The organism is Streptomyces sp. NPDC051217 (assembly GCF_044455465.1).
In the GTDB taxonomy this organism is placed as follows: Bacteria; Actinomycetota; Actinomycetes; order Streptomycetales; family Streptomycetaceae; genus Streptomyces.
This window is the reverse complement of sequence record NZ_JBITEV010000005.1, coordinates 102,231-117,175: the sequence shown is the minus strand read 5'-3', so window position 1 is coordinate 117,175 and position 14,945 is coordinate 102,231. Positions and strand designations below refer to the sequence as shown.

Annotated in this window: 13 protein-coding genes and 1 pseudogene; 12 read left to right on the top strand and 2 right to left on the bottom strand. The window is 72.3% G+C overall.

The genetic code is table 11. The features are described 5' to 3' along the window. The first annotated feature begins 11 nt into the window (after window positions 1–11). The 8 genes from ACIBBB_RS13945 to ACIBBB_RS13910 all read left to right on the top strand — a co-directional run bounded on the left by ACIBBB_RS13945 (window position 12) and on the right by ACIBBB_RS13910 (window position 8,619). Window positions 12–1,121: a quinone-dependent dihydroorotate dehydrogenase gene (locus ACIBBB_RS13945; RefSeq protein ID WP_398981516.1), complete on the top strand. Its 1,110-nt coding sequence runs from the start codon at window positions 12–14 to the stop codon at window positions 1,119–1,121. Next, a complete protein-coding gene (gene pyrF / locus ACIBBB_RS13940) occupies window positions 1,118–1,999 on the top strand; it encodes an orotidine-5'-phosphate decarboxylase (RefSeq protein WP_398981515.1) in 882 nt (293 codons plus the stop codon). The genes ACIBBB_RS13945 and pyrF overlap by 4 nt, the downstream gene beginning before the upstream one ends. 256 nt (window positions 2,000–2,255) lie before the next feature. Next, complete coding sequence (locus tag ACIBBB_RS13935; protein ID WP_003956414.1) at window positions 2,256–2,579, top strand: integration host factor; 324 nt, start codon at window positions 2,256–2,258, stop codon at window positions 2,577–2,579. Window positions 2,580–2,617: 38 nt separating this feature from the next. Beyond that, on the top strand, window positions 2,618–3,181 hold the full coding sequence (gene gmk / locus ACIBBB_RS13930; protein ID WP_398981512.1) for a guanylate kinase: 564 nt from the start codon (window positions 2,618–2,620) through the stop codon (window positions 3,179–3,181). A gap of 80 nt (window positions 3,182–3,261) precedes the next feature. Further along, the gene (rpoZ, locus tag ACIBBB_RS13925; protein ID WP_398981510.1) at window positions 3,262–3,534 is read left to right on the top strand and encodes a DNA-directed RNA polymerase subunit omega; all 273 of its coding nucleotides are present in this window, start codon (window positions 3,262–3,264) and stop codon (window positions 3,532–3,534) included. A 99-nt stretch (window positions 3,535–3,633) separates the two neighbouring features. Then, entirely contained in the window at window positions 3,634–4,863 is a 1,230-nt protein-coding gene (gene coaBC / locus ACIBBB_RS13920) for a bifunctional phosphopantothenoylcysteine decarboxylase/phosphopantothenate--cysteine ligase CoaBC (protein WP_398981508.1), read from the top strand. Window positions 4,864–5,121: 258 nt separating this feature from the next. Then, window positions 5,122–6,330 carry a methionine adenosyltransferase gene (gene metK, locus ACIBBB_RS13915; protein WP_398981506.1) on the top strand — a complete coding sequence of 403 codons (1,209 nt, stop codon included), beginning with the start codon at window positions 5,122–5,124 and terminating at the stop codon, window positions 6,328–6,330. 96 nt (window positions 6,331–6,426) lie between these two features. Next, window positions 6,427–8,619 carry a primosomal protein N' gene (locus tag ACIBBB_RS13910; protein ID WP_398981504.1) on the top strand — a complete coding sequence of 731 codons (2,193 nt, stop codon included), beginning with the start codon at window positions 6,427–6,429 and terminating at the stop codon, window positions 8,617–8,619. Window positions 8,620–8,717: 98 nt separating this feature from the next. Here the strand turns inward: ACIBBB_RS13910 and ACIBBB_RS13905 are convergent, their stop codons facing one another. Next, window positions 8,718–9,254, bottom strand: coding sequence for a hypothetical protein (locus tag ACIBBB_RS13905; RefSeq protein WP_398981502.1), 537 nt, complete (start codon window positions 9,252–9,254; stop codon window positions 8,718–8,720). 326 nt (window positions 9,255–9,580) lie between these two features. Between ACIBBB_RS13905 and fmt the strand changes: the two genes are divergently transcribed. From fmt to ACIBBB_RS13885, 4 genes are all read left to right on the top strand, one after another. Beyond that, window positions 9,581–10,537, top strand: coding sequence for a methionyl-tRNA formyltransferase (gene fmt, locus ACIBBB_RS13900; protein ID WP_398981500.1), 957 nt, complete (start codon window positions 9,581–9,583; stop codon window positions 10,535–10,537). A 59-nt stretch (window positions 10,538–10,596) separates the two neighbouring features. Continuing rightward, window positions 10,597–12,030, top strand: a complete 1,434-nt coding sequence (locus ACIBBB_RS13895) for an RsmB/NOP family class I SAM-dependent RNA methyltransferase (protein WP_398981498.1) — start codon at window positions 10,597–10,599, stop codon at window positions 12,028–12,030. 405 nt (window positions 12,031–12,435) lie between these two features. After that, a complete protein-coding gene (gene rpe / locus ACIBBB_RS13890; protein WP_398981496.1) occupies window positions 12,436–13,119 on the top strand; it encodes a ribulose-phosphate 3-epimerase in 684 nt (227 codons plus the stop codon). 100 nt (window positions 13,120–13,219) lie between these two features. Further along, window positions 13,220–14,269 carry a sugar-binding transcriptional regulator gene (locus ACIBBB_RS13885; protein WP_398981494.1) on the top strand — a complete coding sequence of 350 codons (1,050 nt, stop codon included), beginning with the start codon at window positions 13,220–13,222 and terminating at the stop codon, window positions 14,267–14,269. Between the two features lie 299 nt (window positions 14,270–14,568). On the opposite strand, the pseudogene ACIBBB_RS13880 reads toward ACIBBB_RS13885, so the two are convergent. Then, window positions 14,569–14,769 (bottom strand): annotated as a pseudogene (locus ACIBBB_RS13880) (AraC family transcriptional regulator); the annotation flags it as partial. Between the last annotated feature and the right edge of the window lie 176 nt (window positions 14,770–14,945).

Sequence of the window (14,945 nt, the reverse complement as noted above, 5' to 3'; positions counted from 1 at the left end):
GCCCGCCCCTCATGTACCGACTCTTCTTCCGGCTCTTCTTCCGGCGGATGGACCCGGAGCAGGCCCACCAGCTGGCCTTCCGGTGGATCCGGTTCGTCGTCGGGATCCCCGTCCTGCGTACCTTCGTGGCCGCGGCGCTCGCGCCTCGTTACAAGGAGCTGCGCACCGAGGCCTTCGGTCTGCGGATGCACGGCCCCTTCGGTCTGGCCGCCGGCTTCGACAAGAACGCCGTCGCCGTCGACGCCATGAGCATGCTCGGCTTCGACCATGTCGAGATCGGCACGGTCACCGGCCGGCCGCAGCCGGGCAACCCCCCGCAGCGGCTGTTCCGGCTGCCCGCCGACCGGGCGCTGATCAACCGCATGGGCTTCAACAACGACGGATCGGCGACCATCGCCCTGCGCCTCGCCACCCGCCGGGAGATCTTCCGTACGACGGTCGGCGTCAACATCGGCAGGACCAAGGCCGTCCCGGACGCGAGCGCGATCGGTGACTACGTGACGTCGACCGAGCGCCTGGCCGCCCACGCCGACTATCTCGTCGTCAACGTCTCGTCCCCGAACACCCCCGGTCTGCGCGATCTCCAGGCCGTCGACCAGCTGCGTCCGCTCCTGACCGCCGTACGCGAGGCCGCCGACCGCGTGGTCACCGAGCGGCGCGTCCCGCTGCTGGTCAAGATCGCCCCCGACCTCGCCGACGAGGACATCGACGCCGTCGCCGACCTGGCCGTCGAGCTGGGCCTGGACGGCATCATCGCCACCAACACCACCATCGCCCGGCACGGCCTCGGCCTGAAGACGGCCCCGTCCCTGCTCGCCGAGGCCGGCGGACTGTCCGGAGCGCCCCTGAAGGAGCGCTCGCTGGAGGTCCTGAGGCGGCTGTACGGCCGTGTGGGGGACAGGATCACCCTGGTCGGCGTGGGCGGCATCGAGAACGCCGAGGACGCCTGGCAGCGGATCCTGGCGGGCGCGACCCTCGTGCAGGGCTACAGCGCCTTCATCTACCAGGGCCCGTTCTGGAGCCGGGGTATCCACAAGGGGCTCGCCGCCCGGCTGGCCACCAGCGAGTACGCCACGCTCGCCGACGCCGTCGGCGCCGACATCAGGAAGGTGCGCGCATGAACACCGCCGCCGCGTCGGCCCCCGAGCCGGAGTCGGAGGCCTTCGGCGCACGCCTGCGCCGCGCCATGGACACCCGGGGGCCGCTCTGCGTGGGCATCGACCCCCACAGCTCGCTGCTGCACGCCTGGGGTCTGAGCGACGACGTCGCGGGACTGACGGCCTTCACACGGACGGTCGTCGAGGCGCTGGCCGACCGCGTCGCCGTACTGAAGCCGCAGTCGGCGTTCTTCGAGCGGTTCGGCTCGCGCGGTGTCGCCGTCCTGGAGCAGGCGGTCGCCGAGGCCCGTGCCGCCGGCGCGCTCGTCCTGATGGACGCCAAGCGCGGCGACATCGGCTCCACCATGGCCGCGTACGCCGCCACGTACCTCGACAAGGACAGCCCGCTCTTCTCGGACGCCGTCACGGTCTCGCCGTACCTCGGCTTCGGCTCTCTGCGGCCCGCCCTGGACGCCGCACGGATCAGCGGCTCCGGTCTCTTCGTGCTCGCCCTCACCTCCAACCCGGAGGGCGCCGAGGTCCAGCGGGCCACCACCGCGGGCGGTCCCTCGGTCGCACAGGTGATGCTCGACCACATGGCCGCGGAGAACGCCGGCGCGACGCCGCTGGGGTCGGTCGGCGCCGTCGTGGGGGCGACCCTCGGCGAGGCCGGCGTGAATCTCGCCGTCAACGGTCCGCTCCTCGCCCCCGGCATCGGCGCGCAGGGCGCGACCCCCGCGGATCTTCCCGGGGTGTTCGGCGCTGCCGTCCGGAATGTGGTGCCGAGTGTGAGCCGGGGTGTACTCCGTGCCGGTCCGGATGTTTACGCCCTGCGTGCGGCGGCGGAGCGGTTCAGCGACGAGGTCCGGACGGCGGTCGAGGGCGCGGAAGGAGCGCGCTGACGCGGATCGAACGCGGATTCTGCGCGGATCCGGCGTCGATCCAGGAAGAAAAGCGGGTTGTTTTGCCTGAAATGTCCTGGTCGAGCGATGCTGACCAGGACTTTTCGGCTGTTCTCGCTGACGAGAGCGGTCTTCAACGCTAGTCTCCGTCGAGAGCCAACATGCGGAGGTCTCGCGCGTTGCTCGCCCTGGTGTGGGGCGACCCCGTTCCTCACCGGTCCGTATCCGACAGTTCGACATCCGAGGTGACGTAGGCGTGGCTCTTCCGCCCCTTACCCCTGAACAGCGCGCAGCCGCGCTCGAAAAGGCCGCCGCGGCTCGCCGGGAGCGGGCCGAGGTCAAGAATCGACTCAAGCACTCCGGCGCCTCCCTCCACGAGGTCATCAAGCAGGGACAGGAGAACGACGTCATCGGCAAGATGAAGGTCTCCGCCCTCCTCGAATCCCTGCCCGGCGTCGGCAAGGTGCGCGCCAAGCAGATCATGGAGCGACTCGGCATCTCCGAGAGCCGCCGTGTGCGAGGTCTCGGCTCCAACCAGATCGCGTCGCTGGAACGCGAGTTCGGCGGCGGTCCCGCCTGACGTTCTCGGGCACCCCCGGGAACCTGGATAATCGCTGCATGGCACCAGAGGTACGTCCGCGGCTGACCGTGCTCTCCGGCCCCTCGGGGGTCGGCAAGAGCACGGTCGTCGCCCATATGCGCAAGGTCCACCCCGAGGTATGGCTCTCGGTGTCGGCCACCACCAGAAAGCCGCGCCCCGGCGAACGCAACGGGGTCCAGTACTTCTTCGTCGGCGACGAGGAGTTCGACAAGCTGGTCGCCAACGGTGAGCTGCTGGAGTGGGCGGAGTTCGCGGGCAACCGCTACGGCACGCCGCGTCGCGCGGTGCTCGAACGCCTGGAGGCGGGCGAGCCCGTGCTCCTGGAGATCGATCTCCAGGGCGCGCGGCAGGTCAAGGACTCGATGCCGGACTCACAGCTCGTCTTCCTGGCGCCGCCGAGCTGGGACGAGCTGGTCCGCCGGCTGACCGGCCGGGGCACCGAGTCGCCCGAGGTGATCGAGCGCCGACTGGAGGCCGCGAAGGTCGAGCTGGCGGCCGAGCCGGAGTTCGACACCAGCCTGGTGAACACCTCCGTCGAGGACGTCGCTCGCGAGCTGCTAGCCTTGATGGGAGTTGCCTGACCTCTGTCTGCTTTCGCGCAGCCGTCGGTAGCACCCTGTATTTCCTGTATTTCCCTGATTTATCTTCGGAAGGCAAGAGTGTGTCCTCTTCCATTTCCACGCCCGAGGGCATCATCAACCCGCCGATCGACGAGCTCCTCGAGGCCACGGACTCGAAGTACAGCCTCGTGATCTACGCGGCCAAGCGCGCGCGCCAGATCAACGCGTACTACTCGCAGCTCGGCGAGGGCCTGCTCGAGTACGTCGGTCCGCTGGTGGACACGCACGTCCACGAGAAGCCGCTTTCGATCGCCCTGCGTGAGATCAACGCGGGTCTGCTGACGTCCGAGGCCATCGACGGCCCGCCGCAGTAACGGCGGCACATCCCTTTCACCACGGGCCCGGCGGCGCGACTGCCGGGCCCGTGGTGTGTCATAGGGGAAGACGAATCCAACCGAACGCGGGGAGACACGGTGGACCAGGCGGAGCGCTCGGACGGCAGGCCGAAGGTCGTCCTGGGGGTGAGCGGCGGGATCGCCGCGTACAAGGCGTGCGAGCTGCTGCGCCGTCTCACCGAGTCGGGCCATGACGTACGGGTCGTCCCGACCGGGTCGGCCCTGCACTTCGTCGGCGCCGCGACCTGGTCCGCGCTCTCCGGCCACCCCGTCTCCACGGAGGTCTGGTCGGACGTCCACGAGGTGCCGCACGTACGCATCGGCCAGTCCGCCGACCTTGTGGTCGTCGCCCCCGCCACCGCCGACATGCTGGCCAAGGCCGCCCAGGGCCTGGCGGACGACCTGCTGACCAACACGCTCCTGACCGCGCGCTGCCCGGTGGTGTTCGCCCCGGCGATGCACACCGAGATGTGGGAGCACCCCGCCACCCAGGCGAACGTCGCGACCCTGCGCGAGCGCGGAGCCGTCGTCATCGAGCCCGCCGTCGGCCGTCTCACCGGCGTCGACACCGGCAAGGGACGGCTGCCCGGCCCCGACGCGATCTTCGAGGTCTGCCGCCGGGTCCTGACGCGCGGTGTGACCGTGCCCGACCTGGCCGGCCGGCATGTCGTCGTCTCCGCCGGAGGCACGCGCGAGCCGCTCGACCCCGTCCGCTTCCTCGGTAACCGCTCCTCCGGGAAGCAGGGGTACGCACTGGCCCGTACGGCGGCTGCCCGCGGCGCCCGCGTCACCCTCATCGAGGCCAACACCGGGCTGCCCGACCCGGCAGGCGTCGACATCGTGCGCGTCGGCACCGCCGTACAACTGCGCGAGGCCGTCCTGAAGGCGGCCGCCGACGCCGACGCCGTGGTCATGGCGGCGGCCGTGGCCGATTTCCGCCCCGCCGAGTACGCCGCGGGCAAGATCAAGAAGAAGGACGGCGAGGAGCCCGCGCCGATCGCGCTGGTGCGCAACCCCGACATCCTCGCGGAGATCGGCGCGGAGCGGCCCAGGCCGGGGCAGGTGATCGTCGGATTCGCCGCCGAGACGGACGACGTGCTCGCCAACGGGCGCGCGAAGCTGCGCCGCAAGGGCTGCGATCTGCTGGTCGTCAACGAGGTGGGGGAGCGAAAGACCTTCGGCGCCGACGAGAACGAGGCGGTGATCCTGGGAGCGGACGGCGGCGAGACGCCGGTGCCCCACGGTCCCAAGGAGGCGCTCGCCGACACGGTCTGGGACCTCGTCGTACCCTCACTCGGGTCCGACTAGACGAACGGCAAGTTAATTCTTCGTTCCCTCTTCCGGGTGGCCAAAAACCGCCCAAAACAGGGCTTCCAGGTCGGGATGGGGGGCGATCGTCGTATCGCAGGACGGAGTGAACGCCTCAACTCGACTCCCAGAGTCCGAGACGCCTGGACCTTCCGAGCCGTCGGCCGGATAAACTGGCCGAGGAACGACGAGGGGCGCAGCTCCCCGGTCGTTCCGACAAGGATTTAGCCAGCAGCCGCTGCAACCCCAGGGAGCGATGTGTCGCGCCGTCTGTTCACTTCGGAGTCCGTGACCGAAGGTCATCCTGACAAGATCGCTGACCAGATCAGCGACACGATTCTCGACGCCCTCCTGCGTGAGGACCCCACCTCCCGGGTCGCTGTGGAGACGCTGATCACCACGGGTCTGGTCCATGTGGCCGGTGAGGTCACCACCAAGGCGTACGCGCCGATCGCGAAGCTCGTGCGCGACAAGGTGCTGGAGATCGGCTACGACTCCTCCAAGAAGGGCTTCGACGGCGCCTCCTGCGGCGTCTCGGTGTCCATCGGCGCGCAGTCCCCGGACATCGCGCAGGGCGTCGACACCGCGTACGAGAAGCGGGTCGGCGGTGTGGAGGACGAGCTCGACAAACAGGGCGCCGGCGACCAGGGCCTGATGTTCGGCTACGCCTGCGACGAGACGCCCGAGCTGATGCCGCTCCCGATCCACCTCGCCCACCGGCTCTCGCGCCGGCTGTCCGAGGTCCGCAAGAACGGGACCATCCCCTACCTGCGTCCCGACGGCAAGACCCAGGTCACCATCGAGTACGAGGGCGACAAGGCCGCTCGCCTCGACACCGTGGTCGTCTCCTCGCAGCACGCCTCGGACATCGACCTGGACTCGCTCCTCGCGCCCGACATCCGTGAGTTCGTCGTCGAGCATGTGATCGGGCAGCTCCTCGAGGACGGCATCAAGCTGGAGACCGAGGGCTACCGGCTGCTGGTCAACCCCACGGGCCGCTTCGAGATCGGCGGCCCGATGGGCGACGCCGGGCTCACCGGCCGCAAGATCATCATCGACACCTACGGCGGCATGGCCCGCCACGGCGGCGGCGCCTTCTCCGGCAAGGACCCGTCCAAGGTGGACCGCAGCGCCGCGTACGCGATGCGCTGGGTCGCGAAGAACGTGGTCGCCGCCGGCCTCGCCGCGCGCTGCGAGGTCCAGGTCGCGTACGCGATCGGCAAGGCCGAGCCGGTGGGCCTGTTCATCGAGACCTTCGGCACCGCCACGGTCGACGTCGAGAAGATCGAGCAGGCCATCGCCACGGTCTTCGACCTGCGCCCGGCCGCGATCATCCGCGACCTCGACCTGCTCCGCCCGATCTACGCCCAGACGGCGGCGTACGGCCACTTCGGCCGCGAGGAGCCCGACTTCACGTGGGAGCGCAAGGACCGCGTGGACGCCCTGCGCGCGGCGGTCGGTCTGTAAGGCATTACTCGTAAGTCAACGGGACGGGCCCCGGACACCACTGGTGTCGGGGGCCCGTCGTCGTACGCCGGAGAGATCCCCCTGTGACCAGCCCCGATGTCGGTGGTGTCTGGTAAGAATTTGGCTGTGAGCAGCGACGACGAGCATCCCGACGAGCAGGCCGAGGAGGAGTCCGCCGGGGACGGCGGGCCGGAGCAGCTCGCGCTCATCCGCGAGACCGTGCGGGCCGCCAAGGTGCCGCGGGCCAAGCCGCGGACATGGCGGGGGGCGCCGTTGGCGGGGGAGCGACCGGTCGCGCGGGTCGTCGTGAACAAAGGCGTGCTGCATCTCGATCAGTTCTTCGACTACGCCGTGCCCGAGGAGCTGGACGAGGCCGCGCAGCCCGGGGTGCGGGTGCGGGTGCGGTTCGGGGCCGGGGCGCATCAGGTGCGGGGCGGGCGGCGTGAGGGCGGGCGGCTGATCGACGGGTTCATCGTCGAGCGGCGGGCCGAGTCCGACTACGCGGGGCCGCTCGCGGCGCTGGCCGGCGTGGTGTCCCCGGAGCCGGTGCTCAGCGCCGAGCTGCTCGGGCTCGCGCGGGCGGTCGCGGACCGATACGCGGGCAGCCTCGCCGACGTCCTGCAGCTGGCCGTGCCGCCGAGGAACGCGCGCGCGGAGGCCAAGCGGTCGCCCGACCCGTTGCCGGCGCCGGGGCGGCCGGAGACGGGCACCTGGGAGCGGTACGCGAAGGGTCCGGCCTTCCTGGACGCGCTCGCCGACGGCGGCGCCCCACGAGCCGTGTGGACCGCGCTGCCCGGCCCGCACTGGGCGGACGAGCTGGCGCGGGCCGTCGCGGCGACGCTCGCGTCCGGGCGAGGGGCCCTCGTCGTCGTACCGGACGGCCGGGTGGCGGCCCGCGTCGACACCGCGCTCACGGAGCTGCTCGGCGAGGGACACCACGCGCTGCTCACCGCGGAGGCGGGGCCGCAGAAGCGGTACGGCCAGTGGCTCGCCGTCCGGCGCGGCTCGGTTCGGGCCGTGGTGGGGACCCGCGCGGCCATGTTCGCTCCCGTGCGGAATCTCGGGCTCGTCGCCATCTGGGACGACGGCGACTCCAGCCACAGCGAGCTCCACGCTCCGCAGCCGCACGCCCGGGAGGTCCTGCTGCTGCGCGCCGCCCACGACAGGTGCGCCTTCCTCCTGGGCAGCACGGGATGCACCGTGGAGGCGGCCCAACTGGTAGAGACGGGCTGGGCGTTGCCCATGACGGCGGACCGCGGGCGGTTCCGTACGGCCGCGCCCCTGGTGCGGACAGTCGGAGACGGCGAGCTGGCCCGTGACGAGGCCGCGCGCGCGGCCCGGCTGCCGAGCCTCGCCTGGCAGGCCGTCAGGGACGGGCTCAGGACCGGCCCGGTCCTCGTGCAGGTGCCCCGGCGCGGCTATGTGCCCCGGCTCGGCTGCGAGCGCTGCCGCGCGCCGGCCCGCTGCCGCCACTGCGCGGGCCCCCTGGAGGCGCCCGAGCAGCGGGAGTTGCACTGCGCTTGGTGCGGGCGCGGTGAGTCCGACTGGCGCTGTACGGAGTGCGGCGGTACGCGGCTGCGGGCCAGCGTCGTCGGGGCGCGGCGTACGGCCGAGGAGCTGGGCCGGGCGTTCCCCGCGGTCCCGGTGCGTACGTCGGGCCGCGACCACATCCTCGACACCGTTCCCGGCCGCCCCGCCCTGGTGGTGAGCACTCCCGGCGCCGAGCCCGTCGCCGAGGACGGCTACGCGGCGGCGCTGCTCCTCGACGGCTGGGCGATGCTGGGCCGGCCGGACCTGAGGGCGGGGGAGGAGGCGCTACGGCGCTGGCTGCACGCCGCGTCGCTGGTCCGGGGCCAGGGCGACGGCGGCACGGTCGTGGTCGTGGCCGAGCCGACGCTGCGGCCCGTACAGGCGCTCGTGCGGTGGGACCCGGTGGGCCACGCCCAGCGCGAGCTGGCGGAGCGGGCGGAGCTGGGTTTTCCCCCGGTGTCCCGGATGGCGGCGGTGTCGGGGAGGCCCGACGCGGTCGCCGCGTTCCTCAACCTCGCCGAACTGCCGCCCGACGCCGAGGTCCTGGGGCCTGTACCGCTGCCGGTCACGGACCCGGCCCGGCCCCGAAGGACCGGTGATCCGCCGCCCGGTGAGGTGTGGGAGCGCGCGCTGCTGCGGGTGCCCCCGGGCAGCGGCGCGGCGCTGGCGGCGGCCCTGAAGTCGGCCCAGGCGAGCCGCATGGCACGCGGTGGCGGCGACCCGGTGCGGATCCGGATCGATCCCCCCGACATCGGCTGACGGGCAGGGTGGGCTCGGGCGGGGGATCCGTTCCCGAACGCCGGACCCGCCGCCCGTACAGCAGATCCGGTGCCCGAGAACCAACCGGGCCGACCGCGTCAGCCGTTGCGAGGACCCGGGAACGCCCCCGGGCGGGCCTCCTCGCGCGGCGGCTGCGCGGCGGCCACCGACGGCTGCGGTGGCATCGACCGGGCCGCGGGCACGGCGGGGACCGGGCCCTGCACCGGAGGACCCATCGGCGGCGCGGCGTCCTGCGGACGGTCCCCCTCGGCGGCGGCCTGCTGGACCGCCCGCCGCGTACCGTAACGGCGGTGCACCGCCTGCTTGGTGACGCCGAGCGCCGAGCCGACCGCGTCCCACGAGAAGCCCAGCGAGCGATCGAAGTCCACGGCCGCCGTCACCAGGCTCTCGACACTGTCCCGCAGCTCCTGCGCGAGACGGACGGTCGGGGCTGGTGCCCGGCCGTAGACGACGAAGCCCGTCGAGGGGCCTGAGCGGCGCGGGCGGTAGACGTTGCCCAACTGGGCTGTGAGAGTGCGCAACGCGTCCACCTGCCGGCGGACGCGCTCGATGTCCCGCACCAACAGGTGCAGATTTGCCCGGGCTTGTGCGTCGTGGGTTGCGTGGTCGGCCATGAACAAGCCTCTCGAACCGGCGTTGAAACGGATCGGGCCGCACCGGGCGGCCCGTTTGTGGTCAATCTCCCTTGACAACGCGCCACCCGCCATTGTGGTCACGCTGCGGGGGCGTATGCGCACAAGCGCGGGGCGCGCGGGCTCCCGTACGCCCCCATCATTCCGGCGGTCGTCAGGGCCATAGACTGGTGCGCTGTCCGTCACCGAGCGCGCCCGGTGCCCGCCGCCCGCGCGTGCCGGACGGACCGCACCAGACCGCGTCCACCATCCGGTCGAAGGCCACCCGACAGGCTCTGAGCCGCACGAGAGAGCGAGGAAGTCCCGCAGTGAAGCTCGTCTTCGCAGGCACCCCCGAGGTCGCCGTACCAGCCCTGGACGCACTGATCGCCTCCGACCGGCACGAGGTCGCCGCCGTCGTGACCCGCCCCGACGCGCCCTCCGGACGCGGCCGCAGGCTCGTCGCCAGCCCCGTCGCGGAGCGCGCCGAAGAGGCGGGCATCGAGATCCTGCGCCCCGCCCGGCCCCGCGACGAAGCGTTCCTGACCCGGCTGCGAGAGATCGCGCCCGACTGCTGCCCCGTCGTCGCCTACGGGGCGCTGCTGCCCCGCGTCGCGCTCGACATCCCGGTCCACGGCTGGGTGAATCTGCACTTCTCGCTGCTGCCCGCGTGGCGCGGCGCCGCCCCCGTGCAGCACGCGGTCATGGCCGGTGACGAGACGACCGGCGCCGCCACCTTCCTCATCGAGGAGGGGCTGGACTCGGGTCCGGTGTACGGCGTGATCACCGAGGACGTACGGCCCACCGACACCAGCGGCGACCTGCTGACCCGGCTCGCCTTCGCCGGCGCCGGGCTGCTCGCGGCGACGATGGACGGTATCGAGGACGGCACCCTCAAGGCCGTTCCGCAGCCCGCCGAAGGCATCACCCTGGCCCCCAAACTCACCGTCGAGGACGCGCGGGTCGACTGGACGGCGCCCGCGCTGCGCGTCGACCGTGTCGTACGCGGCTGCACCCCCGCACCCGGCGCCTGGACGGTCTTCCGCGGCGAACGCCTCAAGCTCATCCAGCTCGCGCCGGTGCCCGACCGCACCGATCTGGCGCCCGGGGAGCCCGCCGTCGGCAAGAACTCCGTGCACGTCGGCACCGGCTCGTACGCCGTCGAACTGCTCTGGGTCCAGCCGCAGGGCAAGAAGCCGATGCGGGCCGCCGACTGGGCGCGCGGCGTCCGGATCGCGACCGGCGAACGGCTCGGCGCACCCGGTGGCGCCGCGGACGTACGCTGAAGCTGTCCGGCGAACCTGTCCGACCTTGAAGCACAGCACCTTTCACCAGCGGAGCACCTTTGAACGACCAGGCCCGGCGCCGTCCCTCCAAGCCCTACCGCCGTCCCAAGAAGGATCCCGTGCGGATCCTCGCCTTCGAGGCACTGCGGGCCGTCGACGAGCGCGCCGCCTACGCCAACCTCGTCCTGCCGCCCCTTCTCAAGAAGGCCAGGGAGACGGGCGACTTCGACACCCGCGACGCGGCGCTCGCGACCGAACTGGTCTACGGCACGCTCCGCCGCCAGGGCACCTACGACGCGATCATCTCCGCCTGCATCGACCGGCCGCTGCGCAAGGTCGACCCGCCCGTGCTCGACGTGCTCGCCCTCGGCGCGCACCAGTTGCTCGGCACCCGCATTCCCACCCACGCCGCCGTGTCGGCGAGCGTGGAGCTGGCCCGCGTGGTGCTCGGCGACGGGCGCGCGAAGTTCGTCAACGCAGTCCTGCGGAAGATCGCCAAGGACGACCTCGACGCCTGGCTGGAGCGCGTGGCGCCGCCGTACGACGAGGACGCCGAGGACCACCTCGCCGTCGTCCACTCGCACCCCCGCTGGGTCGTCTCGGCGCTCTGGGACGCCCTCGGCGGCGGCCGGGCGGGCATCGAGGACCTGCTGGAGGCGGACAACGAGCGGCCCGAGGTGACGCTCGTCGCGCGCCCCGGCCGGATCTCGGCAGGCGAACTGCTCGGCACCCTGGGCGAGGACTCCGGACTGCCCGGACGCTGGTCGCCGTACGCGGTCCGGCTCACCGAGGGCGGCGAACCGGGCGCCATCGACGCCGTACGCGAGGGACGGGCCGGAGTCCAGGACGAGGGCAGCCAGCTCGTCGCCGTCGCGCTCGCCAACGCGCCGGTGGAAGGCACCGACGAGCGGTGGCTCGACGGCTGCGCGGGCCCCGGCGGCAAGGCGGCGCTGCTCGGCGCGCTGGCCGCCGAGCGCGGCGCGCTGCTGCTCGCCTCCGAGAAGCAGCCGCACCGGGCGCGCCTCGTCGAGCGGGCGCTCGCGGGCAACCCCGGCCCGTACCAGGTGATCAGCGCCGACGGCACCCGCCCGCCGTGGCGGCCCGGTGTCTTCGACCGCGTCCTGGTCGACGTCCCGTGCACCGGACTCGGCGCCCTGCGCCGCCGCCCCGAGGCCCGCTGGCGGCGCCGCCCCGAGGATCTGGCGGGCTTCGCACCGCTCCAGCGGTCACTGCTGCGCGAGGCGCTGAACGCCGTACGCGTGGGCGGGGTCGTCGGGTACGCCACGTGCTCCCCGCACCCGGCGGAGACACGCGCCGTGGTGGAGGACGTCCTGAAGGGCAGGGGCGGGCCCGCGGTCGAGGCCGAGTGGGTCGACGCCCGGCCGCTGATGCCCGGCGTGGCGGCGCTGGGGGACGGACCCGACATCCAGCTGTGGCCGCATGTCCACGGCACGGACGCGATGTATCTGGCGCTGCTGCGCCGTACGGCCTGAGGGGCGCACAGCAAGGACGCGGCTGTCCCGGCCGTCGGACGTCGCGGCCCGGATACGCCGCAAGCCGGTCGTTCCCGTCGGCGCGCTCCGGCGCGCGCCGCTCGGGTGCGAACGAGCCGCCCGCGGTCCTCGGCAGTGAGCATCCGCCAGCCGGGAGCGGGACCGAAGCGCTCCTCGGGCAAGCCGGGCCCCCGGAACGCGGTCAGCGTCCTGTGGGCGGCGTCCAGCGCGTCGGCGTGGACGGCGGCCGTCTCGGCGAGAAGCGCGGCCTCCCGCCCCTCCCCGGCCGCATCCGCCCCGCCCGTCCCGCTGAATCGCGAGGATTGCGCGGAGTGTGCCCGTCCCCTTGGCCCGATGCCGTACATCGAGGCGAGGAAGTCGCCCGGAGCATGGCAGGCTTGGCACATGGCCCAGATCAACCCCAGCATCCTGTCCGCCGATTTCGCACGACTGGCCGAAGAGGCGCGAGCCGTCGAGGGCGCCGACTGGCTCCACGTCGACGTCATGGACAACCACTTCGTGCCCAATCTGACTCTCGGTGTGCCGGTCGTCGAAGCGCTCGCCCGAGCGACGCGGACCCCGCTGGACTGCCATCTGATGATCGAGGAGCCCGACCGCTGGGCGCCTCGGTACGTCGAGGCGGGAGCCGGTTCGGTCACCTTCCACGTGGAGGCCGCCGCCGCCCCCGTACGGCTGGCGCGCGAGATTCGCGCCAAGGGCGCACGCGCGTCGATGGCTCTGAAGCCCGCGACGCCGATCGAGCCGTACGAGGACCTGCTTCCCGAGCTCGACATGCTGCTGATCATGACCGTCGAGCCGGGCTTCGGCGGCCAGGCCTTCCTGGACATCATGCTGCCCAAGATCCGCCGTACCAGGGAGCTGATCTCCAAGCACGGTCTGGAGCTCTGGCTCCAGGTCGACGGCGGTGTCTCCGCCGAAACCGTCGAACGGTGCGCCGACGCCGGCGCCGATGTCTTCGTCGCCGGTTCCGCGGTGTACGGGACGGACGACCCCGCGGCGGCCGTACGAATGCTGCGTCACCAGGCCGACGAGGCGACCGCCTCGGCCGGCTGGGCATGCGCCCACTGAGCCACAACTTCACGCGGCCACCTGGCCACAGCTAAATGAACGCCGCCCAACCGGGCTGATCAAGGACCGCCGAATCTGACAGGATGAGAGCGCGTCCAGTGTGAACAGCAGTGAGGAGATCGCGGTGCCTGGTATGTCGGCGGGTCGGCCGGCCCTGCGCATGGGACCCGCGGAATTGGTGCAGGCGGCGGCCATGGCCCGGCGCTTCTATCTGGAGGGCAAGTCCAAGATCCAGATCGCGGAGGAGTTCGGCGTCAGCCGTTTCAAGGTGGCCCGGGTCCTGGAGACCGCCCTCGAACGTGATCTCGTGAGGATCGAGATCCGCGTCCCCGCCGAACTGGACGCCGAGCGTTCCGACGCCCTGCGGGCCCGCTACGGCCTGCGGCACGCTGTCGTCGTGGAGTCACCCGCCGAGACGGCGGACGAGTCGCCCGACCCCGAGAACCTCGGCGAGGTCGCCGCCGACCTCCTCGGCGAACTGGTCGTCGAGGGCGACATCCTCGGTCTCGCCTGGGGCCGCTCCACCATCCACATGGCCGCGGCCCTCGACCGGCTGCCGCCCTGCACCGTCGTCCAGCTGACCGGCGTGTACGACGCGGGCACCGCCGAGCGCGGCTCGGTCGAGGCCGTACGGCGCGCCGCCCAGGTCTCCGGCGGCGAGGCGCACCCGATCTACGCCCCGATGCTGCTGCCCGACCCGGCCACGGCCGCCGCGCTGCGCGGCCAGCCCGGTATCGCCCGTGCCTTCGAGTACTTCGACAAGGTCACCGTCGCGGCCGTCTCCATCGGCTCCTGGGAGGCGGGGATCTCCACGGTCCACGACATGCTCACCGACGAGGAGCGCTCGCACTACGCGTCCCTCGGCGTCGAGGCCGAGATGTCCGCGCACCTCTTCGACGCGGAGGGCCGGCGGGTCGGACGCGACCTGGGCGAGCGGTGCATCACCGTCGAGGCCGACCGGCTGCGCCGTATCCCGGAGGTCGTCGCGATCGCCGGCGGGCAGCGCAAGGGCGCGGCCATCGGCTCCGTCCTGAGATCCGGACTCGTCACGAGCCTGGTCACCGACACCGCCGCCGCCGACTTCCTGCTGAACGACTTCGAGCCCGGCCCGCGCCCGGCCCTGGACCGCGCGGACCCGGACGGCGAGTGAGTACGCGGCCGGGGAGCCACACCCCCCCGGCCGCCGGGCTCGCGGCCTCCTCCTGATGGAGCGTCAGGTGTCTTGTGGGACAGGCCGGGCACTTGTCGAGGTGGCGAGTGTCGATGGGCGCCCAAGGTAGACGGCGCTGAGCGTAGAGCCGCTGGTTCCGGCTGATCAGATGTCGCGGAAGAGACTCGCCTGGTCTGTGACCCGCCGAGATGGGCAGGCATGGGGCACTGTGCGTTTTCCAACTTCAGGTTGAGCAGCTCGGATCCAGTCTCCGAGGCTGATGCCGGTGCGGGACAGCACCGGATGTAATGAGTGATCCGCAGGGTGAGTGTCTCCAGCGGCGCCCTGGCCAGGCCCAGCCTGCCGTACTGGGACGTCAGGACGGCACGCAGGAGTTCGACGCTGGGTTCCACGGCGGCGTCGGCGTGCACGCCCTGGTCCGGTTCGTCGCTGACGGCCAGCTGGGAGAAGTAGGTGAAGGCCAGGCGCGCGTCACCATTCGTGAGGCTCTCTGGCTGACTGACCAGCGCGTACCGGTCGTGCTTCGTGGGCGCGTTGTCGGACCCGCGGTACCGAAGAGGACCATGGGCTGGACCGCGCCCCCCAACCTGACGGCGGTGATCGGTGAGGGCGGCTCGGTGTGCCTCGGGGCAGGTCTGGGACTCGTGCCGCCGAC

Bases quoted from the DNA above. Each gene is read 5' to 3' on its own strand.
- ACIBBB_RS13905 (WP_398981502.1), bottom strand. From the start codon at position 9,254: ATGGCCGACCACGCAACCCACGACGCACAAGCCCGGGCAAATCTGCAC.
- ACIBBB_RS13945 (WP_398981516.1), top strand. From the start codon at position 12: ATGTACCGACTCTTCTTCCGGCTCTTCTTCCGGCGGATGGACCCGGAG.
- ACIBBB_RS13910 (WP_398981504.1), top strand. From the start codon at position 6,427: ATGTCGGTGGTGTCTGGTAAGAATTTGGCTGTGAGCAGCGACGACGAG.
- gmk (WP_398981512.1), top strand. From the start codon at position 2,618: ATGGCACCAGAGGTACGTCCGCGGCTGACCGTGCTCTCCGGCCCCTCG.
- rpe (WP_398981496.1), top strand. From the start codon at position 12,436: ATGGCCCAGATCAACCCCAGCATCCTGTCCGCCGATTTCGCACGACTG.
- pyrF (WP_398981515.1), top strand. From the start codon at position 1,118: ATGAACACCGCCGCCGCGTCGGCCCCCGAGCCGGAGTCGGAGGCCTTC.